The sequence below is a fragment of the Dictyobacter kobayashii genome (genome assembly GCF_003967555.1).
In the GTDB taxonomy this organism is placed as follows: Bacteria; Chloroflexota; Ktedonobacteria; order Ktedonobacterales; family Ktedonobacteraceae; genus Dictyobacter; species Dictyobacter kobayashii.
The window spans coordinates 593,030-613,954 of record NZ_BIFS01000002.1; the positions used below are offsets into that span (position 1 = coordinate 593,030).

Below are 20,925 nucleotides of genomic sequence, written 5' to 3' on the forward strand. Positions count from 1 at the left end.
TCGAATTCATCAATATATAGACAAGGACGTTGTGCAAACATAATGCAAGATCGTTTACAAAACGCCATCCAATTACGTGAAACTGGACACGCCAAAGAGGCTCGTGCTCTACTGCTAGAGCTGGTAGCTACCTATCCCGATCATGCCGAGCTCAATTATCAGACAGCCTGGGTCCATGATAACCTGGGTCGCGAAAGTGAAGCGGTTCCCTTCTATCTACACGCTATTGAACAAGGGTTATCCAGGGAAAGCCTGCAGGGAGCATTACTTGGCCTGGGCAGCACCTACCGTACACTGGGCCAATACACTAAAGCTGAACAGACCTTGCGGCGCGGTATGCAAGATTTTCCACAGGATCGCGCCTTCCAGGTCTTTCTGTCTATGACCCTGCATAATCTGCAACGACATGCGGAAGCGATGCAGCTCCTCTTAACCAATCTGGCCGAGACCAGCACCGATCCCTCGCTGCTACGCTATAAAAAAGCTATGCTCTTCTACGCCCCCAACTGGATAAGATCTGGACGGATGATCCAGAACAACCACAGGGTTGAGATTAACTTTGTATAACCTTGTCGGCTTTATGGTGAGTAGAAGATCTTCTAAAGATGCTTTATTGATCAAAAACAATCCTGGCAAACAGGTAATAAGAGAAGAGAAAAAAGATGACCCTATCAGCAAAAGAAATTACGGCACACTATAGCAGTTCACTACAAGCGCTTCGTGAGATTGCCTGGAGCTACTATTACCAGGGCCAGCTTAATAACGCCATGAACTTATTCAAGCAGGGCTCACAATTGCTAGGGTTTCCAGAAATAGCCGTTAGTGATCAAACAGCCTTTCTGCTCAAATATGCCGAGTTCTTGATCGCTAACTACTTCCTCACCAATCAAGATGAAGAACTAACACGCGCTACCACGCTCCAGGCGCAAGCCATGGCCCTCAGTAGCCAGGATCAACAGGGCAGGCCACAGCACTCTATCTGATTGGTCAAATGCACTATTATCAAAATATACAGAAAGGGATTCAGGGCTACGCAGAGGCCAGAACTACGCTCCAGCAGGCACACGAGCTCTACGCAGGATTAGGAACAACAGAAGGTGCCGCACAAACTCTTTTTTACATTGGTCTCACCTATGAGCGTGAGGATGATGAAGAAAAAGCAAGGGCCTATTACCAACAGGCATTAGAGATTGCGCGCAGCTATGATTATAAATGGATTATCTCTGAGGCGACCCGCCACCTCTCTGGCCTGGCAATGCAGAAAGATGCTGATTTAGCCTTGCGCTATGCGTTAGAATCGCTGCGCCTACGCTCAGAAATAGGTTTCAAGCGTACGCTCCCTGCGGCCCATCTACTGGTCAGCGCTGTCTATACACAACGTAAAGAGCTGGACGCGGCCCTTGAACATTGTCAGCAAGGGCGACATTTAGCCGAGGAAATGGGTCTGCGCAGCGCCATTATGAATAGTTTGCTTACCCTGGGAGAAATTCAACAGCAACAGGCTGCCTTTGAGGAAGCGCAAGCCAGCTTTGAAGCCGCAGCCCAGATGGCACAAGAATTAAAAATCGCTTACGCCATCTCAGCAGCCCAGAATAGCCTTGAACAACTCGCCCGACAAAAAGCACAGCGCAAGCTGGAGTTGGATAAACATAACTAAGATCTCTCCGTTCGAGAAACAAATTACAGGGAATTTTTTCAGTTGCAAGAAATTCGTTAGCCAGACTGTCGATTTTGGCACAGGCCATTCGTCATCCTCATGAAACCAACGAATTGCGTTGGCTTATTGGCAGAAGCATTTGATTCATGCATATGAAAAGGAGCTTGGCATGCGTTACTTATTATTGATCTATGGCAATGAGGCAGAGGCAGCAAACATGAGTCCGGCAGAGCAGCAGGCTGAGATGACGGCTTACAACGATTTTACGGAGATGATCCAGAAGAGCGGCGCGCACCTTTCTGGCGAGGCACTCCATCCAGTAAACTCCGCCACCACGGTACGCGTGCGCGATGGGAAGGTTTTGACCACCGACGGCCCTTTCGCCGAGACCAAGGAGCAGCTAGGGGGCTTCTATCTGATTAAGAGCGAAAACCTGGATGAGGCTATCGCTATCGCCGCCCGCATTCCCGGCGCTGCTAATGGTTCAATTGAGATTCGTCCAATTGTGGAATGGGACTAATCCTAATCAGGCAATACTAACATGGAACGCTGCGCTGGACTTCTGGCGCGGTGTTCCATTTTCAGGTACACTATCACGGAAGAGGAGAAAGCGTTTTGATTGGGAACAGCTTGCTAATGGATAATACAACAACCAGGGTTGATATTCACCGGCGGCTAGATCAGCTCTTCCGCGAAGAGGGTGGCCGCGTACGGGCGGCCTTGATCAGTCGGTTACGAGATTTTGAGCTGGCCGAGGATGTTTTACAGGAAGCTTTTCTGAGCGCGATTGAGCATTGGTCTCAAGAAGGTACACCGACCAATCCCGCTGGCTGGTTGCTGGTGACGGCCCAACGCAAAGCCATCGATCGCCTGCGCCGTGCCCAGGTCTTGCTGCAAAAACAGGCCGAGATACAATTATTGGGCACGCTCAGTGAGCACACTGAGGAACACTTAGCTGACGAGGTATTCCCAGATGAGCGCCTGAAGCTGATCTTTACCTGCTGCCATCCCGCCTTGAACCAGGATGCGCAGGTGGCCCTGACCCTGCAGACGCTGGGTGGCCTTTCAACCGCCGAAATAGCCCATGCCTTCCTGGTTGCTGAGACCACGATGGCTCAACGCCTGGTGCGAGCCAAACGCAAGATTCGCGACGCTGGCATCCCATATTCTGTTCCCGCGGCGCATCAACTTTCAGAGCGCCTGACGGGCGTACTGCTGGTGCTCTACCTCATTTTTAATGCCGGCTATATCTCAAGCCAGGGCGAGAGCTTACTGCGTAATGAGCTATGTGCCGAGGCCATTCGGCTCTGCCGGGCGCTTGTACTCCTGCTGCAACAGGTCGCTCCACCTGCCGAGCAAGCTGAGGCTCTGGGGCTGCTGGCTTTGATGCTGGTACATGACGCTCGTAAAGAGGCGCGCATTGGACCTAAAGGGGAGCTGATCATCCTTGAGGAACAGGATCGCAGCTTATGGGATCACAAACAGACGTGCGAAGGGATCGCGATCTTAGATCAGGCGATGCTGGCACGCAAACCTGGACCCTATCAAATTCAAGCCGCCATCAGTATCCTGCATTCGCAGGCCGCCAGTCCGGAAGAGACCGATTGGCTACAGATCTCGTTGCTCTATGGCGCCTTAACCAAACATCAAAATTCACCGGTGATCTGGCTCAACTGGGTGGTAGCGGTGGCCATGGCCAGCACTCCTGCGCGCGGTCTTGAGTTACTCGCCGACCTGGAATCAGCCAATATGCAGAACTACTATCTCTTCCACGCCGCCCGCGCCGATCTACTGCGCCGCAACCAGCAATCGCAGGCAGCTCAGATAGCCTATCAGCGAGCCTTAGCCCTGACCCAGAATACTGTCGAACAGACCTTCCTCAAACGTCGCCTGGCCGAGCTAGTGCCCAAAACAGCTCATAGCCAGCTAGTACATTGAGACCCCGAAAAACCTATGTTATACTGGGGCTCTCAAAATTGATGAAAGAGAACCCCAGTATACGTAGTCCCCAATCGGAAAACACTACCTCTGCGTGAACTGGCGGTTGAGAAACTCTTGCATGGAGAAAGGATTTGCTCATGCCCCGGTTTCTGCACATGACCTATGACCTGGACGATCCAGCAGTTATCTCGGTGATTGACCAGGTCTCGCTCTGGTCTGCTCGCTTCGGTTTCTTCCTTTTCGACCACCTGGAATTACGCCCCAACCTGAACATCCTGGATCTGGCCTGTGGAACGGGTTTTCCGTTATTTGAGTTGGCCCAGATGCATGGCGCCTCCTGCCAGGTAACGGGAGTCGATATCTGGAAGTCAGCGATCGAGCGTGCCAGATTGAAGGCAAAGGCTGCTCAGTGCTCCAATGTGCAACTTGTGGAGGCGGATGCCACCCGGCTTCCTTTTGAGGATGGAAGCTTTGATCTGATTATTTCTAATCTGGGCATCAACAATTTTCCGGCTCCCGATGCGGTCCTGGCAGAATGTTTCCGTGTTTCTAAACCCGGGGCGCGCCTCGTCCTTACAACCAATCCGAGCGGACATATGACCGAGTTTTATGCGCTCTTCCGTCAGACGCTGTTGGAACTCCAGAAGCCGGTCTACCTGGAACGTTTACAGGCCCATGAAGCGCATCGAGGATCAAAAGAGTCCCTCAGCGACCAGCTTCGAGCAGCCGGGTTTCGCGTAGGCAAGATCAGAGAAAGTCAGTTTCACTTACGCTACCTGGATGGCAGCGCCTTTTTCACTCATTTTTTAACGCAGATTGGCTTCTTGGAGGGTTGGAGGCGAGTGGTCGATCAAGAAGACGAGGAGCGCGTCTTCGCACTCCTCGAAAACAAGCTTAACCTGATAGCACATGCTGCTGGAGAACTCCGTTTGACGGTGCCCATGCTGTATATGGAGGGAGAGAAACAATATCGCCACCAGCATTAGAAACAACAGTGTATTCAACATTAACAAAATAAATAAGCACATATTATTACTTCTACAGATGCACAAATTACCAATATACTTGACATGTATTAGACAATATTTTAAAGCTTATAAGAAATGCTAAGGAGATAAAAAGACATGGATACTCAGCAGGAACAGCAGCAGAAGATATTAGAAAAGCCGATTATTAATATAACAGGCGAGAAAGTAGCGCTGGGTCCAATCCGGCGCGATCAGATACCAATCTATCATCGCTGGATCAATGATTTCGCAGTTCTGCGTACACTGCATATTCCCCGACCCAGTACGCTGGAAGAAATTCAAGCCTATTTTGACAAGGATGTGGAGGAAGAGAGACAACGCCGCGTCATCCACTTCACTGTCTATGAGCGGACGACTCTGACACCAATTGGGCGGGTCGATCTGGAGGAGATCAGCTATCGGGATCGCCGGGCCGAATTTGGAATTGAGATTGGAGAGGCCGACTATCGTGGGCGCGGCTATGGGACCGAGGCGACACGCCTTATGCTGGATTATGCCTTTACTGGCCTGGGTCTACATAATATCGGCCTGCAAACCTGGGAGTATAATCTGGCGGCCCAGGCCGCTTATAAAAAGGCTGGCTTCCGTGAAGTAGGGCGCCGTCGTCAGTGCAAGTTCATGGGCGGCCAACTCTGGGATATCGTTTACATGGATTGCCTCTCAACCGAATTTGTCAGTCCTGTTTTGAGCAAAATCATGGTGCCCGATGAGATACGCTCATAAGCAATATAATCACTGGTCAAGTACAGTGATTATTAGCCAATCGATCTGCGGCGTAGCATGCTTGTATCTGGCTGCTCGTGTATGACCTGGCTTAAGATGGCGATACCTTTGCGTATACGTGCTGGTGAATTAGAGCTAAAGCTCAGGCGCATGGCCGGGGGCATATCGGGCAAGACATAGAAGGCGCTGCCAGGAGCCATACCAATCCCGCGCTGGATACCAGTCAGGTAGAGCTGGCGCTCATCGATGTGGGTCGGTAATTTGACCCAGATACAAAGGCCCCCTGCTGGCGCTAACCAGCTACATTCGGGCAGGTATCGCTCCAAAGCCGCGAGCATCGCATCTCGCCTCTCTCAATAGAGAGGACGAAGTTGTTGAATATGTGCCTGGAGCAGGTGCCGCTTGAGGTAGTGGGCCAGAGCATGCTGCAAGATCGGGGAGCAGAGCAGGTCACTGCTGCGTTTGGCGCTGGCCAACGCCTGCATCTGCTCAGGCGCAGCCACAACCGCGCACAAGCGCAAGGCTGGCAGCAACACTTTTGAGAAGCTGAATAGATAGATAATTTGCCCACTGCTATCGCTGGTCTTCAGCGGCAATGGTGCCTGCTGGTCATAGTAGAGCAGGCCATAAATATCATCTTCCACAATCAGCAGATTATAGCGCCTGGCTAGTTGGAGCAGCGCCTCCCTGCGTTCCGCAGCCAGCGAGCTGCCAGTTGGATTATTGAAGGTAGGAATCAAATACAGCATGCGTGGCCGATAGTGCTGGCAGGCCTCTTCTAAGGCTTCTAACTGGATGCCATCATGGTCTGTTGGAATGCTGACAATGCGTTGCCGACGCAAAGCGGCCAACTCCAACAGACCGACATAAGTAGGCTCTTCAACCAGGATAACATCTTCAGGGGTCACACAGGAACGCAGCACAAGATCGATGCCTTGCTGTGCGCCCGCAGTGATAAGCACATTATCGGGCGCCGTCACAACACCGCGATCCAGCAACAGGCGAGCCACCTACTCGCGCAATACTAACTCTCCCTGGGTAGGTCCATAACCGAGGGCACAGGGCATCTCAAGCACAGCCCGCATGGCGCGTTGGAACTCTACAGTTGGATAGGTTTCAAAAGCAGGCGTTACCTGAGCAAAGGAGATTATCTCACTCTGCTCACTCAAGCGCATCATGTCAGCCAGCACACCTTGACTCAACCATTCGGGTGGAGGCTGGGCACGGGCCAGGCGCACACCACTATGTAGCCCAGTCGGAATGGGTAGGGCCTCGCACACAAAGGTTCCTCGTCCTACCACAGACTCAATCAGACCTTCCGCCTGCAATTCAGCATAGGCCGTATGCACGGTCAGCCTGGTCAGGCCATGCTCGCTGGCCAGTTGTCGCACAGTCGGAAGCCGCGCCCCGGCCAGCAGAGCACCGCTACGAATATATTCGCGAATCTGCTCAACAAGTTGCTGATACAAAGGAAGGGTGTCCGCCCGTTGTAAGGTTATTTCCCTTTGCGGGCATTGCTTGCGCAACACTATTCAAGCTCAAATTTCCCCTTAACAGCCGACAATGTGTTAATTACGACGGGCTCCCAGCAAGCTCTGGATCTGCTGGGAAACTTTTTATTGATCCAGGTGAGCATGTGCTGGTTGAGAATCCTACCTATCTGGGAGCGCTGCAGGCCTGGAATGCCTACGGCGTACAATACCAGACGGTTTCAACCGATGAGCAGGGTATGAAGGTTGAAGAGCTGGAGCCACTGCTGTCCACACATCCCCGCTGGATCTATGCGCTCCCCAATTTCCAAAATCCATCTGGCACAACATTACCATTGAGCCGGCGCCAGCGCCTGCTTGAACTGGCGCGGCAATATCAGGTACCAATAATCGAAGATGATCCTTATGGACAATTGCGCTTCAGTGGAGAAGCAGTGCCCTCTCTATTGCATCTAGCAAGTTCTGAGGCCGCTACATCCCAGGAATTACCGGTCATTTATCTGGGAACATTTTCAAAAGTATTGGCTCCCGGGCTACGCGTTGGCTGGATGATCGGTCCACAGCAGGTCATCAATAAACTGGCTCAGGCCAAGCAGGGTGTGGACTTAAATACGGCCACCTTAAATCAGATGATCGCTTATGAAACCCTGCGCAGTGGCTTTTTACAGCAACACACCCGATACATCTGTGAGCAATATCGCACACGGCTCGATGCCATGCTGGCAGCCCTGACACGTTTTTTCCCGGCCTCAACACACTGGACGCAGCCAGATGGTGGCCTTTTCCTCTGGGTTACCTTGCCTGAAGGAATAGATGCGCGCGAACTCCTGCAACGGGCCATCGCTGAAAAGGTAGCCTTCGTACCAGGAACAGCTTTCCACGCCAATGGTGGTGGCGAAAACACGCTGCGCTTAAACTTCTCTAATGCATCCCCAGCTCGCATTCAAGAAGGGATCGCCCGTCTCGGTACCCTCTTGCCTTCAGAAGCCGGGCTAACAACGGCATCGGGTCACTCCCTTGCATAGGTGCACTGACGCGCCCGAGCTGTTTTGCTTATGTATAGCGGACAATGTGCCCAGCACATTGTCCGCTATACATAAGCAAAATTTTTAAACGCCTGAGGTACGAAACTGCATGGACAGAGATTACGTAGGTCATGAGTATCAAGCACGCTCTAGGAGACAAGGGCGGCCACGACTTCTGGCTCTTCCAGTCGGAAGACGCCACGCTCCTCTTGATAAGAGAAAAGCTCGGCATAACGTCCCCAATTAATGGCGGTCTCCAACTGCGACCAGGATTCATCTTCGCTAAAGTGTTGCTGGAGCTCGTTAAGGAAACGCTCTTCAGGCAGGGTATGGCTTGGTTCGCGCGCAAGGTCACGCACGATATGCCTGAGCATGGTCACGTTCTTGATCGCTTGCTGGCGGAAAAGATCCTTCTCTTCCAGTACGCCTGCCTCAGCGAAGCGCTTGCCGGTCTCGGTCAGGATAAGATCGCCTTCCTGGGCTTCAGCGAAACCAAGGATATGGGCGGCATCGATCATTGGCAGCAGATCGTCTACTTCCAGTTGCAGGTCACGGCCCAGCTGATAGAGATCTTCCCGATCACCTTTAGAGTGCACCAGTTCCAATAAACCGGTCACATCACTGATAGCTACATGCGGCAATACCTGATATGGCTGTTGTTTCACAGGTGCCAGCTTGCTGCTCGTCCCCTTCTTCTCTTGCGGCATCAAACTCGCGATATCGGCGCGCGGACTGGTCATAATGCGATAGATCAGGTCCACCATCTTCGTATAATTATCGTTGTTGGCATCCCTCTGTTCCATAGGCAGGCCAGGCAACTCCACCCTGATGATACCCGGATTGGCACCCAACACAACGATGCGGTCGGCCATCAACACAGCATCATCGATATTGTGCGTCACCATTAAAATGGTGCGCGTCGGGATTTTATGTTCGCGCCAGAGGCTCAATAACTCTTTGCGCAGATTAGCGGCGGTCAACACATCCAGGGCGCTGAATGGCTCGTCCATGAAGAGTAGCTCCGGCTCTACCACCAGGGCGCGGGCGAAACCGACACGCTGGCGCATACCGCCTGAAAGCTCCTTAGGATAAGCATCTTCAAACCCATCCAGACCGATAGTGTCAATCGCGGCCAGTGAGCGGCGCATGCGCTGGGTGGGAGGCACTTCCTGCGCTTCCAGACCCAGTTCTACGTTTTGTAGCACGGTCAGCCAGGGAAAGAGAGCAAAGGTCTGGAAGACGATAGACAGATGTGGGTTAGTCCCATACTGGGGCACCCCTTTGAATAATACCTGTCCTTCAGTGGGCCGCAACAGGCCGGCCAGGATGCGCAAAAGGGTAGATTTACCGGAGCCCGAGGGACCCAGCAAAGCCACAAACTCGCCTGCATTGATCTTTAAATTGATATCGTCCAGCACCACAGGAGGATTGACGCCACGTGGACGTTTACCATCCATGTCGTAGATCTTTTTAATGTTGCGTGCCTCCAGCAATGTCTCGCCGGGATGAATGTTGAAATTGGCCATGGTTCTATCCTCCTCTTTAACCCAATGTATAGCGACGCTCGGCCAGACCATAGAGGCGCTTCCAGAGCAAGCGATTAATCAATATAACAACGGCGGCCATCATGAGGGTAGCCGCTAAGAGTATCGCGAATTTCCCATCGGCACCCGATGCGGCGATGACAGCGCCCAGACCAAATGTGCTGACAGTCTTTCCATTAAAGGTTACATATTCCGAGACCACACTCGCGTTCCAGGCTCCCCCACTGGCCGTTAACATGCCTGTCACCAGGTAAGGGAAGATCGCTGGCAGGATCAAGGTACGCCAGCGGCGCCAGCGCGTGACATGATAAATGGTGGTCGCCTCTTTGAGGTCGCCAGGGATAGACATAGCGCCAGCGATAATATTAAAGAGCATATACCACTGCGTACCCAATAACATCAGCAAGATAGCGGCCAGGGAGAGCCCACCGGGTAGTCCCACCAGGGCGACCAGCAAAATCGGGAACAGGGCGGTCGCCGGGATCGAGGCGACAACCTGTACAACTGGCTGCAAACGCTTGGACCATTTGGGCGAGAGCCCGATGGCGACCCCAACCGGAATCGTCCAGGCCAGGCCAATCAAGAGCGCAACCATGGTGCGCAAAAAGGTGGCACCCGCCGCCAGTACGATCTGGCCCCAGGTATCAAGGGTGACGGTGCGCAATAACAGGAACATATTCCACAGGCCGATCAGCACACCAATCACCAGCACCACACCAAACACGATCTTGAGCAGGTTGCTCAAAGTAAAACGCCGCTGCTCGCCTTTATCGGCTGAGACCAAACTGCTCTCACCGGGCAGTGGCTGCAAACGATTTAGGATACCAGCCATCAGCGTTCCAATGGGCTGAAAGATACGCTGATTGAGCGCACCTACCAGGGCCGAGCGCCGCAAGACATTGAGCACAGGAGAGGTGGGAGCATCACCTTCGCTATTCATCTCAAGCTTAAAACGGTCCGCCCAGGCTACCAACGGACGCCAGAAGAAGAAGTCCAGCAGAACAATTAAAGCGATCAGCGTTAGCAGACCCAGGATTAAAGCAACTACATCCCCTTTATTGGCGGCCGTCTGTAAGTAAGAACCCAGACCAGGCAATTGAAATGAACGCGAGCCCAGCACCAGCTGTTCAGAAGCCATTAAGAAGAACCAGCCACCGGCCCAGCTCATCATGCTGTTCCAGATTAAACCAATCATCGAGGCCGGCACTTCCAATTTAAGGAAACGCTGCCAGGGACGCAAACGTGCGACCGCCGAAAATTCTTTGAGGTCCTTAGGCAAAGTACGAGCAGAATGATAATAACTAAAGGTCATATTCCAGGCCTGGCTGGTGAAAATCAGGATAACACTTGCCAGTTCCAGACCAATATTTGAATGTGGAAAAAGTCCAACTAACGCCAGTACGACGCCAGGCAAAAATGACAAAATTGGAATACTTTGTAATATATCCAGTAACGGGACCATCACACCATTGGCCCGCTTATTAGTGGCTGCGATATGACCATAAATGAGAGTAAAAATGATTGATAATATATATGCCAGGAACATACGTAGAAATGAATATCCGGCATAGATTGGTAAAGCGGTCGGCGATAAATCGATCTTCAGGGTTGGAGTTAGAGGGGCTGCCCAGCGCGACGCGGCAACGATAATAAGAGAAATAGCCGCGATCAGGGCCAGCGCAATGCCAAGATCGATAAAGCCCAGATGTTTGCGAGGCTCCTCGCGTGGTGGACGGTTCTGCCTGGGTGAGCTCGAACCACCCTGGAGCTGCTCACGCTCCTGTACGTTCTCGGGGATATAAACCTGAGCCATCTCAGTACCTCCATCTATACGTCCTTGTTTTAATTAGACAGCACAGAGGAGCATACTTCAAGCACCTGGATCAAAGAAGCTGGCACACATCTACGTGGCATGCCCAACCAGGGTCCTGCAGGATCATCACTCGCGCTGCCCGCTGTAACGCTATTGAAAGATAAACAACTATGCATCGTTGTTCAGGATCGGCATTCATGCCAGAAAACCTTCTCTTTCCGTCATTGGCAGATGAAACTTTGTGATGTACAGAGATGCCCTGCGACCTACATGCTTACTTCTCTTCATGAAAGAAGGCACAAAAAAACCACCGTAAATGGTGGCGCAACTCATAATTCACGGAAAACATGCAAAAACATCATATGCGCATTGCATATTCCTTCCGTAGCAAGTCAGCCACAGCGCAGAGAGAAACGCTAAGCGCTCTCCTATACATATCACTCTTATTGGTGTCCGAAAGGACACACATTTTTGAACAAATCTGGAAAGGACTACCAGGGCCCTCGTCCATAGCGAACTTACCTTCCTTTAGAATTACGTGAAACAAACATTCTTTTTCCTGTGTCAATATACCCCTCTCTGCTTGCTCTTGTCAAGCTTATTTATGGGATATATTTTTTAAGTGAAGCTTCGCGCCTGCGGCGCTCGCTTTTAATTAAAGAGGAGTGGCAGGGAGGCGGCCGCGGCCGCTTCCCTGCCACTCCTCTTTAATGGTATAGATAGGGAGGACACAAGGCCGCTTCCCTGCCACTCCTCTTTAATGGTATAGATAGGGAGGACACAAGGCCGCCTCCCTGCCACTCCTATTACGTGAATAAAAATTTGAGCATCCTGGATGCTCAAAAAACAGTTTTTATAGTAAATCGCGGTAGGTGTGCAAAGCACACCTACCGCGATTTACTATAAAAACTGTTCGGGCGCGCATGCGCACGTAAACAATCTGCGATTAGAGAAGTGACCAATAGTCAGCCGCATCATCAGCATTTTGATCAGCAGTTGAAGAGGTAGAAACAATATTATCACCTTCTTGCATAATGGCACGCATGCGACCAGTGGGCTGGCGCACAGGCGCATTCTCATATGCAGTAAGAGGGTTAAACCTGGCTGGCTGCTGCGGCTGCGCAGGCTGCACTGGTTGAGGCGATTGTACAGGAGCAGGAGCGGACACAGGTTTCTGAACCTGTGCCGCTACCTCACCTTCTGGCTTTGATTTTACCTCTGGTCCGGCTGGCGCAACGACCGCTGGTACACGGACGACCGGCTGGACAATCCCCTTACTCATCATTTCATAATATTCAGTCAGACGTAAGGCGATCAATTGTCCAGGGTTATCAATCATATGGTGTTTAACGGCATCCTGCCGTAATGCCTCTAGCGCTTCAGAGTCCTTCAACAGACCAACTGTGAAATACAGAAATTTCTCTGATGAAGATTGTGACATATGATTTCTCTTCCTACTATTTAGAATATACGAATGCTGGTTGAGCTCCCGTTACTACTGCTGCTTCCGGTCTGGACCTTACGAATCAAAAGTCGACCAGCCAGTGTGCAGTAACCGATACAGTTAGCGTGAACCGGATCATCCGGCCTGGAAAGATGGGGTATACGTTTCTTGAGGAAGTTATAGAAGTAGAAGACACCACCACCAATATTTAAGACCGGTTTGAAACTGGCCGCTACTGCATCACGGTCGCTTTGTCTCCAGGCGGAGGCGACAAAGGAGACGATCTCGCTACCAACCTGGGTGACGGCCTCTTTGACGAGGCGCTCCAGATCATAGTGACCGATAGTTTGCCCGTATGAAGAGACTTCTGGATAGCGGGCAATCTCTCCCTGAGACTGGGCGGCGTAGGCGTGCATGATCTCGCGAGCTTCAAGCAATGAAAGGGGACGATCATACTTGTTCTCAAATGAGTCCATCATCATCTGAGTGGCCATCTCAACACCCACCGGCTTACCCTTACAGTATTCAACGACAGGCACCTGTCCACGCGCCACATACAGGTCAGTTGTACGACCACCAATGTCAATGACCGCGCTCTCGGTCATTTTGTTGCCAGAGCGATCGTTATAGGCGATCAAGGCACCAGCACCCTCCATCACGACCGTGGCGACCTCGACGACCACGCGGCGTGGGGCCTTCTCGTCGTTCAGAGTAAATGTATAGGTGCCATCCAGAGACTCTTTGATCGCTGAACGTAAGGCGGCATTTTTGATATAGGTCTCAGCTGGCAGGCCAGTGACGACATAAATACCAAATTCGGCATCAGGAATTAAGGTTGCGGCAATTGTAAGCAGGCTACGCAAACTAAAACGGCTGGCATAACGCTGAATGTCACCACGTCCATGATAGACGTCGATCGCCTGCTGTAATGCCAGGTCGCCAATCGCGTAGGCCGCCTCTTCATCCTCTAACTGCATAACATGGACGTTTGATTGATCGACATTCACACCCAGATTACGCAGGGCGGTCGTATCAACTTTGGCGAAAGCTGTCGGAATACTCAGTGAGACTGTTTTCCCATTGATGACAGTCACGCCACCTATCTCGGCATTACCAAAATCATGCCCATAAGGGTACCATTTCATCGACTCGAACTCTCTTCTTTTTGTCTTGTCATACCTGGATATCAGAAATTAAGAATAGTGATACAAATCCACTAGTAAAAAATAATACATTTTCATTGTGCAACGATATCTATCTATCTAAATAACATTCACCCCCCTGGTGGTACTAATGTCAGCATTAAGCGCGAAAGGCACAAGTACAAATGAAACAGCTTAATACGTCATAAAACACTATGCTCTTCCCATTCTTAAAAACATCCTCTTACACAAATGGAGATCATATGTCTATCCCAGGTGAGGTAGACATACGATCTCCATTCTGGATCGGATATAAAATTCAGCTACTCCACAGGAGAGAGACCGTCAGCAAGCTAGTAGGGTGACTTCTCGCCTACAGCACTGGCCTGATTGAGGCGCTCAATAGCTGCTGGATCGAGCTTGATATCAGCGGCTTTGATAATCTCATCTAACTGGTTTAACGAGGTTGCGCTGACAATAGGTGCCGTGACACTCGGACGCGCCAGTAGCCAGGCCAGTGAGATCTGGGTGGGACTGGCGTGATACTCTTTAGCAACCTCATCAAGCGCCGCTAATATTCGATAGCCGCGCGGATTGAGATATTTCTGCACAAAATTGCCTCGTGCCTTATTCTCCAGGTCTTTCTCTGAACGATACTTACCCGAGAGGAAGCCGCTGGCCAACGAGAAATAGGTGATCACACCCAGGCCATATTTTACGCACAGGGGCTCCAGTTCCTTTTCATAGTCCTCGCGATCATAGAGATTATAGAGAGGCTGCAAGCTTTCATAGCGTGGATAGCCATGCTGCTCGCTGACCTGTAACGCCTGCAATAAGCGATCGGCCTGATAGTTCGAGGCACCAATAGCGCGCACCTTCCCTTGGTGTATCAGCTCGGCATAGGTTCCCAACGTCTCTTCCAGCGGAACGGTCTGGTCATCGGTATGGGACTGATAGAGATCGATGTAATCGGTCTGTAAGCGGCGCAGTGAGTTCTCAACCGATTCATGGATATGTTTGCGCGACAGGCCTTTGCCGCTCGGGCCCATATCCATGCCTACTTTGGTGGCCAGGACGATCTGCCGGCGATTACCGCGCTGCTTAAACCATTTGCCTAGCACAGTTTCGGATTCCCCACCCTGCAAACCGGGAGCAAAGCGAGAATAGACATCCGCGGTATCAATAAAGTTGCCGCCCGCCGCCACAAAAGCATCCAGAAGCTTAAAGGATGTCGGTTCGTCGGCGGTCCAGCCCAGCACATTCCCTCCAAAACATAGGTTAGAAACATCCAGACCCGAACGGCCTAGCTTTCGTTTCTCCATCTTCAAACCTCAACTTTCTGTATCTTCGCTTTTATCAGCTTTTTTCGTTACACGTTCCTCCACCGATTAACAATGACAGGCAGGCGACTATCCTGGTAAAGCTGTTGAACAGGCCTGGAGGCTGAGGGTAGCAGCTTTTTAAACACGTTATGCAAGCTTGACTTTCAGGCGCACGTTGTTTATAGTGGTAGCGTCTGCTAAAAGTAGCGCCGTTATGTTGCACTGCTGCAACAGGGAATGGAGAATTCTCATGGCATGGAACAAAGAAGTAGCCGCGCGCGATTACCTTCCAATTGAAGAACGCCAACAGCTACAGCTCAAGCGACTTCAGCATACCGTCCAACGTGTTTATAATGCCGTCCCTTTTTATCGCCAGGCTATGGACGCCGGGCAAATTCAACCCTCACAGATTCAAAATCTGGCTGACCTGCATAAGCTACCATTTACTACCCGCTACGATCTCATCGAACATTATCCCCTGGGATTGCTCTCGGTGCCGCGCGAACAATTGATCCGCATTCATGCTTCGTCAGGTACACGCGGCAAAGCCAAGATCGTTGGCTATACGCGTCATGATATCGATATCTGGGGCGAGGTCTGCGCGCGCTCCCTGGTCTGCGCTGGCCTGCAGCCCGGCGATATACTGCATAATGCCTATGGCTATGGACTCTTCACTGGCGGCCTGGGACTCCACTATGGAGGCGAATATTTAGGCGCAACGGTGGTTCCTATGTCCAGTGGCAGCACCCAGCGCCAGGTGACCTTCCTGCACGATATGCAGGCGACCGCGCTATGTTGTACTCCATCGTATGCCCTTACGATCGCTGAGACACTGGTTGCGCTGGGAATGACGGCGCAAGACCTGCATCTAAAATGTGGTATTTTTGGTGCCGAACCCTGGACCAACGAGATGCGCCGCCAGGTTGAGGATAAATTAGGGCTGCGCGCCCTGGATATCTATGGTCTGAGTGAAATCATTGGTCCTGGCGTGGCCATGGAATGTGCCCAGGGTCATCAGAGCGATCAGGCCAATCGTGGCCTGCACATCTTCGAAGACCATTTTCTGCCTGAAATCGTTGATCCCGCTACCGATGAACCATTACCGCATGGTACAGAAGGTGAGCTCGTCTTTACCACGATCACCAAAGAAGGTATGCCACTGCTGCGCTACCGCACCGGCGACCTCTGTACGCTCATCCCGAACCATGCGCCTGTGGGCGCACCCTGATACGCATGAGCCAGATCAAGGGTCGCGTGGACGATATGCTAATCATTCGTGGCATCAATGTCTTTCCAGGTGAGATTGAACGCATCCTGCTTGGTTTCGCGGAGCTGGCTCCGTACTATCAAATCCTGTTAGAACGTGAACATACCCTGGACACAGCCGTTGTGCAGACCGAGGTGACGCCAGCGGTGCAGGCCACCATCGCTACCCAGGGATCTGACAGTGCCAGCTGGCCGCATGATGAGCAGGTCCAACACCTGCAAAAACGTATCGCCCAGGCGCTCTATGCCGAGCTCCACCTGCATATCAATGTCCAGCTCCAACCCGCCGGCACCTTACCCCGTAGCGAAGGCAAAGCCATCCGCGTCATCGACCGACGCCCAACATGAACCCATCCACCTCCCCACGCGATCCGTTTCGTCCGTAGGTGCCGGGCTCAGCCCCGGCTTGCCCCACCGTTTGTGGGGCCCTGTATCCTCGCCGCTCGGCTCCTTTATACACCATCATCTCGGCCCACGCGGTGCCCAAAAGCGGAAATCCCTTTTGGGCACCGCGTGGGCCGAGATGATGGTGACATGCCATGCTTTATCTCTGGGATACAGGGCCCCACAAACGGTGGGGCGAAGCGGCCGCTGAGGGCCGCACCTACGGGTTTTCGCTGTTCTTGTCTCTTTTACGTGCTGGAACGGCCAAACAAAAGAGCTATATATTTAGGAATATTTCTGTTATAATCATAGAAAAAGCGTGTGCGATATACACGTATGATACTCTCCAATAAAAGTAGCACAACGCTGCAAAGAAAAGAGAAGCTCCTTTCATATGGTTCTATCCAGCTATGAAACGGCTCGCGAGCGCTACTTACGGGCGCTCCTCTCCCGCTACGGGACACTTACCCTTCCCATTAGCTCCGGCGATCACGACATCTCTTTAGAGGCCATCTTCCAACCTCTGGAGCTGCGCTCACACTCTCAGACCGATCTTGATAAGGATGCCACACAATCAGATGATGAAGAAGCAGAAAAACGACAGGGGCGATCCCAGGCACGCACTATTGTGGCTCAGAACGGCACGGAAGCACTGCAGAACAGCCCGGAGCGCCGCTTGATCATCCTGGGCGCTCCTGGTATGGGCAAGACCACGCTACTAAAAGATATGCTCCAGCGGGCAATTCAGCATGCATTGCATGATCCGCAGGCCCCCTTGCCGCTTTTCATCTCACTGCCAGATCTGGCTCGTAATGGATCAGGATTAATCGAATATCTACCACGCCTGCTATCTACATTGCAGATCGAGCGCGATTTCATTCCCGTGCTAGTTGAGGCCGTCATTAATGGACAGGCGGTGCTCTGCCTGGACAGTCTGGACGAGGTATTGCCAGCACAGCGACCCGAGATAATCGCGATCATCAATCGTAGCGCTACCCTCTACAGTGGCACCTGGATTATCGGCTCGCGCTTCACCGAATATCAGGGCGGCCAGTTCACCTCGGGCCGCTTCAGCGAATGGACCCTGCTACCGCTGAATTACACCTTGCGTCTCCAGTTGGCCGAACGCCTGCTGCCACTGTTAAGCCAGCTCCTGCAAACTCCGCAACCATCTGTCGAGACATTCATCCACGCACTCAACCACGACCGGCGCATCGCCGAATGGGGCAACAATCCGCTCCTCTTCAGCCTGGCCGCCATTGCCTATGTGCGGCAGGGCATGTTGCCTGCGCAACGCGCCACCCTCTATGCCAGCATCATCAACGTCATACTGCATCTACGCATCACAGATACGTCCCAACGCCAACAGCTACTCCTGCAGCTTGCTCACATCGCGCTGGCACTCTATCAAACCCGTGGCCGCACCTTTACTGTTCAAGATCTCCTCCAGCAAGTAAGCGCCCACGAGGAGCGGGCAACGTCACAGTATGAGCGGCTAGCTGCTGTTTTGAACTCGGGCGTGTTGGACGCGATGGGAGATCAAACCTACGGCTTCAAACATCAGATGTTCCAGGAATACCTGGCAGCGGTGGCACTGGCCCAACAGATGATGGATAATAATCCTCAGGTCGCGCAGAAAGGCTGGGATTTCGCCTGGCGCAAGCGAACATATAGTCGCTGGCGTGAGATCCTACGCCTGCTGGTCGGCATACTGGTACAGGATCATGGAGAGGCTGGCTCCCAAAAAGCCGCGCTCTGGCTGGAGAAACTGGCCAATGCGCATATCTCGCCAGATGGCGACCCCGGCCATCTCTGCCTGCTGCTCGCCATCAACTCCCTGGCGGAATTCCAGACCCTCAAACAATATCCACAGCTGCGCCAGACCATCCAACAACTTATCACAACCTGGGCCACAACTCTGTTTCAAGCTCATATCGATGCAGACCAACTAAATTCGACCAGTGATGACTGGAAGCCATCAGCTTTCACAGACACCAGACAAGCTACATTGCGCCTAGAACAATGCCTCGACACCATTCTGGCCATCGATATCTCCCTGATCTTGCCAGCACTTTTGAGCTTAGAACAGGCATTCAGTCAGACCTGGCAACAAGAAGCAATAGACATTTTCAAGAATGCCAGCCCGCATAATCCGCTACTATTTTGGCAAAATTCAGGGGTGATAACGATTCCTGCCCGCGTGTTAGCGCTAGCGTTTCCAGAACAAGCCCCCATCAATCTATACACCATCAAGCAGAGCAAAAGACTTACAGTACCCCTGGCTGTTCATGAACTACTATCCTTGTTCCAGAATCCACAAGAACGCTGGCAACTACGTGCAGGAGCAGCTACCCTGCTAGCCAAGACTAAGGAGCCATCAATCACAGCGGTCTTAATAGACACACTGCTTGATTCTGCTGTCTATTATCGTTTGCGCATGGCAACCGCCGAGGTGCTTGGATGGCAGGCTGGACCAGAAGCCATTCAGGCACTCGTGCAGGCGACCCGGGACACAGATGAGCGCATACGCCAGGCAGCAGTTATCGCGCTTGGACATACCGGCAAGGCCATGCCGATCCAACCACTACTGGAGGCGCTATGTGACTCCTGTGACATTAGGAAGGCCGCTATTACAGCTCTGAAGCAACTAGATGTCCAGGCCGATCTAACGCCATTGCTAGGGCATTACATGACAATAATCCAACTATAAGAACAGGAAGCCTGGAGGCATTAGGCACTATCCAGGCAAACATTACGAGCGTTCCACTTGAGGCTATTATCCCCTTGCACAGGATCAGGATGTACACGTGCGCCTGATGGCTATGGATGCCCTGGGCAACTTTGTAGACGTTGCTGCGGTACCACCACTTTTGACGGCATTGAACAAGAACCATCCTGACTATCAAGAAAACGTCACCCAGGCAGCACTTCGATCCTTGATCAAGTTATGTAAAAAATTACCAATGCTGGCAACCTGGATAACAGTTGAACAGTTGGAGCAACTGCTAAAGGGCGACATTAGCAATTGGCAGGAAATTCTAAAACTGGCCTGTATATTGCATTTATGTCTTCCACCGAAAATCCTGTTAGATACATTAACAAAACACCTCTATATTAGATTAGAAGATATACTACAGTTGTTTACTATGCTAGGGCCAGACGCCCCAATTACTGAGTTGCTTCAACTGCTCAACTCTCCCATATCGTTTGTGAGCAAAAATGCTGCCATAGTGCTACTGCAACTACATAAATATGTGCCGCACCAGGCTATAATTGATGTCCTGCAATTGCATAAGGACGCAGCAGAGCACTTTATTCCACTGGTAGAACTACTACTTCGGCAGGGCCACCCTGTAGATTCACAACTCGTTCTCACAATCACGAACATAGGACTGTACCGCAGCAACACCATAGCATTCAAAAGTCTGATGCGTTGCTTTCATTTGTTGGGGAAGCAAGCTCCACTGGCACAGCTACTCGGGATTCTATATGACGATGAAGAACAAGCCGAACAGAGAAGCCAGATGTTACGCTACTCTTACGAACAGATCACACCAGACCTGCTGTTGAACGAGGCCCGGCACCGTTCTGCTGATGAGGTGAGAGCCATCCAGATGCTAGAGATGATGCAAAAGGATGCCCCGATCAATCTATTTATGCATATTTTACAAGACCCCATCAGAGATAGACAGGTGCGCATTGAAGCACTCTTCTCACTCACGCATCTGGGAATAAACGTCCCACTAGAATACTTTGTACTGGGTCAGGTTTGGTGTTTCTATGGAGTTGATGACGCGATGGTGGAAACAATGACGCGCCTGGGCGCACAAGCCCCGATCGCTGAATTGATCGCTCTACTTGGGCATCCCAACAACTGGGTAAGGAGCAGCGCAAGCTCATCGCTACAAAACCTGGCTAGCTATATGCCGGTTGACCTTCTGCTACCAGCATTACACAGCTCCAACGCAAAGATGCGTGCATCAGCCGCTTTTACAATGGGAGCCTTCAGCGAACGCGCTCCCAACAGAACAATTATATTCCCTGGCAGCAAATGAACAGGAGACATTAAGTGTCCGCAACAACGCGCTCAGGGCACTCACTCGTCTAGGCGTCAAAATGCCTGTTGATTTTTTGTTCGATCTTCTA

18 protein-coding genes and 1 pseudogene are annotated in these 20,925 nt (G+C 51.7%); 11 read left to right on the top strand and 8 right to left on the bottom strand.

Annotated elements, in window-relative coordinates; translation table 11 throughout:
* Positions 1–42: 42 nt before the first annotated feature.
* From EL645_RS29330 to EL645_RS29360, 7 genes are all read left to right on the top strand, one after another.
* Positions 43–567, top strand: coding sequence for a tetratricopeptide repeat protein (locus EL645_RS29330; protein WP_126555297.1), 525 nt, complete (start codon positions 43–45; stop codon positions 565–567).
* A 95-nt stretch (positions 568–662) separates the two neighbouring features.
* Positions 663–983, top strand: a complete 321-nt coding sequence (locus EL645_RS29335; RefSeq protein WP_126555300.1) for a hypothetical protein — start codon at positions 663–665, stop codon at positions 981–983.
* Between the two features lie 8 nt (positions 984–991).
* Positions 992–1,657, top strand: a complete 666-nt coding sequence (locus EL645_RS29340; RefSeq protein ID WP_126555303.1) for a tetratricopeptide repeat protein — start codon at positions 992–994, stop codon at positions 1,655–1,657.
* 169 nt (positions 1,658–1,826) lie between these two features.
* Positions 1,827–2,177: a YciI family protein gene (locus EL645_RS29345; protein WP_126555306.1), complete on the top strand. Its 351-nt coding sequence runs from the start codon at positions 1,827–1,829 to the stop codon at positions 2,175–2,177.
* A gap of 95 nt (positions 2,178–2,272) precedes the next feature.
* The gene (locus tag EL645_RS29350; RefSeq protein WP_246035620.1) at positions 2,273–3,595 is read left to right on the top strand and encodes an RNA polymerase sigma factor; all 1,323 of its coding nucleotides are present in this window, start codon (positions 2,273–2,275) and stop codon (positions 3,593–3,595) included.
* Positions 3,596–3,735: 140 nt separating this feature from the next.
* A complete protein-coding gene (locus tag EL645_RS29355) occupies positions 3,736–4,584 on the top strand; it encodes a class I SAM-dependent methyltransferase (RefSeq protein ID WP_126555309.1) in 849 nt (282 codons plus the stop codon).
* A gap of 138 nt (positions 4,585–4,722) precedes the next feature.
* A complete protein-coding gene (locus EL645_RS29360) occupies positions 4,723–5,349 on the top strand; it encodes a GNAT family N-acetyltransferase (RefSeq protein WP_126555312.1) in 627 nt (208 codons plus the stop codon).
* A gap of 32 nt (positions 5,350–5,381) precedes the next feature.
* On the opposite strand, the gene EL645_RS29365 is transcribed toward EL645_RS29360, so the two are convergent.
* Genes EL645_RS29365 through EL645_RS29375 form a run of 3 tightly spaced genes read right to left on the bottom strand, consistent with a single transcriptional unit; the run spans position 5,382 to position 6,818 of the window.
* A complete protein-coding gene (locus EL645_RS29365; RefSeq protein ID WP_126555315.1) occupies positions 5,382–5,687 on the bottom strand; it encodes a hypothetical protein in 306 nt (101 codons plus the stop codon).
* Between the two features lie 15 nt (positions 5,688–5,702).
* Positions 5,703–6,347, bottom strand: a complete 645-nt coding sequence (locus EL645_RS29370) for an aminotransferase-like domain-containing protein (RefSeq protein WP_161977790.1) — start codon at positions 6,345–6,347, stop codon at positions 5,703–5,705.
* Between the two features lie 12 nt (positions 6,348–6,359).
* Positions 6,360–6,818 (bottom strand): GntR family transcriptional regulator, encoded by a 459-nt coding sequence (locus tag EL645_RS29375; RefSeq protein WP_161977791.1) that lies wholly within the window; start codon positions 6,816–6,818, stop codon positions 6,360–6,362.
* Between the two features lie 44 nt (positions 6,819–6,862).
* Here EL645_RS29375 and EL645_RS29380 point away from each other — a divergent pair, with 44 nt between their 5' ends.
* A complete protein-coding gene (locus EL645_RS29380) occupies positions 6,863–7,864 on the top strand; it encodes an aminotransferase-like domain-containing protein (protein ID WP_281276483.1) in 1,002 nt (333 codons plus the stop codon).
* Positions 7,865–8,013: 149 nt separating this feature from the next.
* Here EL645_RS29380 and EL645_RS29385 read toward each other — a convergent pair whose 3' ends face one another.
* The 5 genes from EL645_RS29385 to EL645_RS29405 form a co-directional block, all read right to left on the bottom strand.
* The gene (locus EL645_RS29385) at positions 8,014–9,390 is read right to left on the bottom strand and encodes a nitrate/sulfonate/bicarbonate ABC transporter ATP-binding protein (protein WP_126555325.1); all 1,377 of its coding nucleotides are present in this window, start codon (positions 9,388–9,390) and stop codon (positions 8,014–8,016) included.
* A 16-nt stretch (positions 9,391–9,406) separates the two neighbouring features.
* Positions 9,407–11,221: an ABC transporter permease gene (locus tag EL645_RS29390; protein ID WP_126555328.1), complete on the bottom strand. Its 1,815-nt coding sequence runs from the start codon at positions 11,219–11,221 to the stop codon at positions 9,407–9,409.
* A gap of 946 nt (positions 11,222–12,167) precedes the next feature.
* Complete coding sequence (locus EL645_RS29395; protein WP_126555331.1) at positions 12,168–12,662, bottom strand: hypothetical protein; 495 nt, start codon at positions 12,660–12,662, stop codon at positions 12,168–12,170.
* 20 nt (positions 12,663–12,682) lie between these two features.
* Positions 12,683–13,810, bottom strand: coding sequence for a ParM/StbA family protein (locus tag EL645_RS29400; RefSeq protein ID WP_126555334.1), 1,128 nt, complete (start codon positions 13,808–13,810; stop codon positions 12,683–12,685).
* A gap of 350 nt (positions 13,811–14,160) precedes the next feature.
* Positions 14,161–15,129 (bottom strand): aldo/keto reductase, encoded by a 969-nt coding sequence (locus EL645_RS29405; RefSeq protein ID WP_126555337.1) that lies wholly within the window; start codon positions 15,127–15,129, stop codon positions 14,161–14,163.
* A gap of 250 nt (positions 15,130–15,379) precedes the next feature.
* Between EL645_RS29405 and EL645_RS29410 the strand changes: the two are divergent.
* The 3 genes and pseudogenes from EL645_RS29410 to EL645_RS29420 all read left to right on the top strand — a co-directional run bounded on the left by EL645_RS29410 (position 15,380) and on the right by EL645_RS29420 (position 20,834).
* A pseudogene (locus EL645_RS29410) lies at positions 15,380–16,743 on the top strand (phenylacetate--CoA ligase family protein).
* Positions 16,744–17,173: 430 nt separating this feature from the next.
* On the top strand, positions 17,174–19,489 hold the full coding sequence (locus EL645_RS29415) for a HEAT repeat domain-containing protein (RefSeq protein WP_126555340.1): 2,316 nt from the start codon (positions 17,174–17,176) through the stop codon (positions 19,487–19,489).
* A 106-nt stretch (positions 19,490–19,595) separates the two neighbouring features.
* Positions 19,596–20,834: a HEAT repeat domain-containing protein gene (locus EL645_RS29420; RefSeq protein WP_371865835.1), complete on the top strand. Its 1,239-nt coding sequence runs from the start codon at positions 19,596–19,598 to the stop codon at positions 20,832–20,834.
* Positions 20,835–20,925 lie beyond the last annotated feature (91 nt).

Coding starts and splice junctions, on each gene's coding strand:
- EL645_RS29330 (WP_126555297.1), top strand. CDS start 43: ATGCAAGATCGTTTACAAAACGCCATCCAATTACGTGAAACTGGACAC.
- EL645_RS29390 (WP_126555328.1), bottom strand. CDS start 11,221: ATGGCTCAGGTTTATATCCCCGAGAACGTACAGGAGCGTGAGCAGCTC.
- EL645_RS29355 (WP_126555309.1), top strand. CDS start 3,736: ATGCCCCGGTTTCTGCACATGACCTATGACCTGGACGATCCAGCAGTT.
- EL645_RS29345 (WP_126555306.1), top strand. CDS start 1,827: ATGCGTTACTTATTATTGATCTATGGCAATGAGGCAGAGGCAGCAAAC.
- EL645_RS29420 (WP_371865835.1), top strand. CDS start 19,596: ATGGCTATGGATGCCCTGGGCAACTTTGTAGACGTTGCTGCGGTACCA.
- EL645_RS29335 (WP_126555300.1), top strand. CDS start 663: ATGACCCTATCAGCAAAAGAAATTACGGCACACTATAGCAGTTCACTA.
- EL645_RS29395 (WP_126555331.1), bottom strand. CDS start 12,662: ATGTCACAATCTTCATCAGAGAAATTTCTGTATTTCACAGTTGGTCTG.
- EL645_RS29340 (WP_126555303.1), top strand. CDS start 992: ATGCACTATTATCAAAATATACAGAAAGGGATTCAGGGCTACGCAGAG.
- EL645_RS29385 (WP_126555325.1), bottom strand. CDS start 9,390: ATGGCCAATTTCAACATTCATCCCGGCGAGACATTGCTGGAGGCACGC.
- EL645_RS29360 (WP_126555312.1), top strand. CDS start 4,723: ATGGATACTCAGCAGGAACAGCAGCAGAAGATATTAGAAAAGCCGATT.
- EL645_RS29405 (WP_126555337.1), bottom strand. CDS start 15,129: ATGGAGAAACGAAAGCTAGGCCGTTCGGGTCTGGATGTTTCTAACCTA.
- EL645_RS29400 (WP_126555334.1), bottom strand. CDS start 13,810: ATGAAATGGTACCCTTATGGGCATGATTTTGGTAATGCCGAGATAGGT.
- EL645_RS29365 (WP_126555315.1), bottom strand. CDS start 5,687: ATGCTCGCGGCTTTGGAGCGATACCTGCCCGAATGTAGCTGGTTAGCG.
- EL645_RS29415 (WP_126555340.1), top strand. CDS start 17,174: ATGGTTCTATCCAGCTATGAAACGGCTCGCGAGCGCTACTTACGGGCG.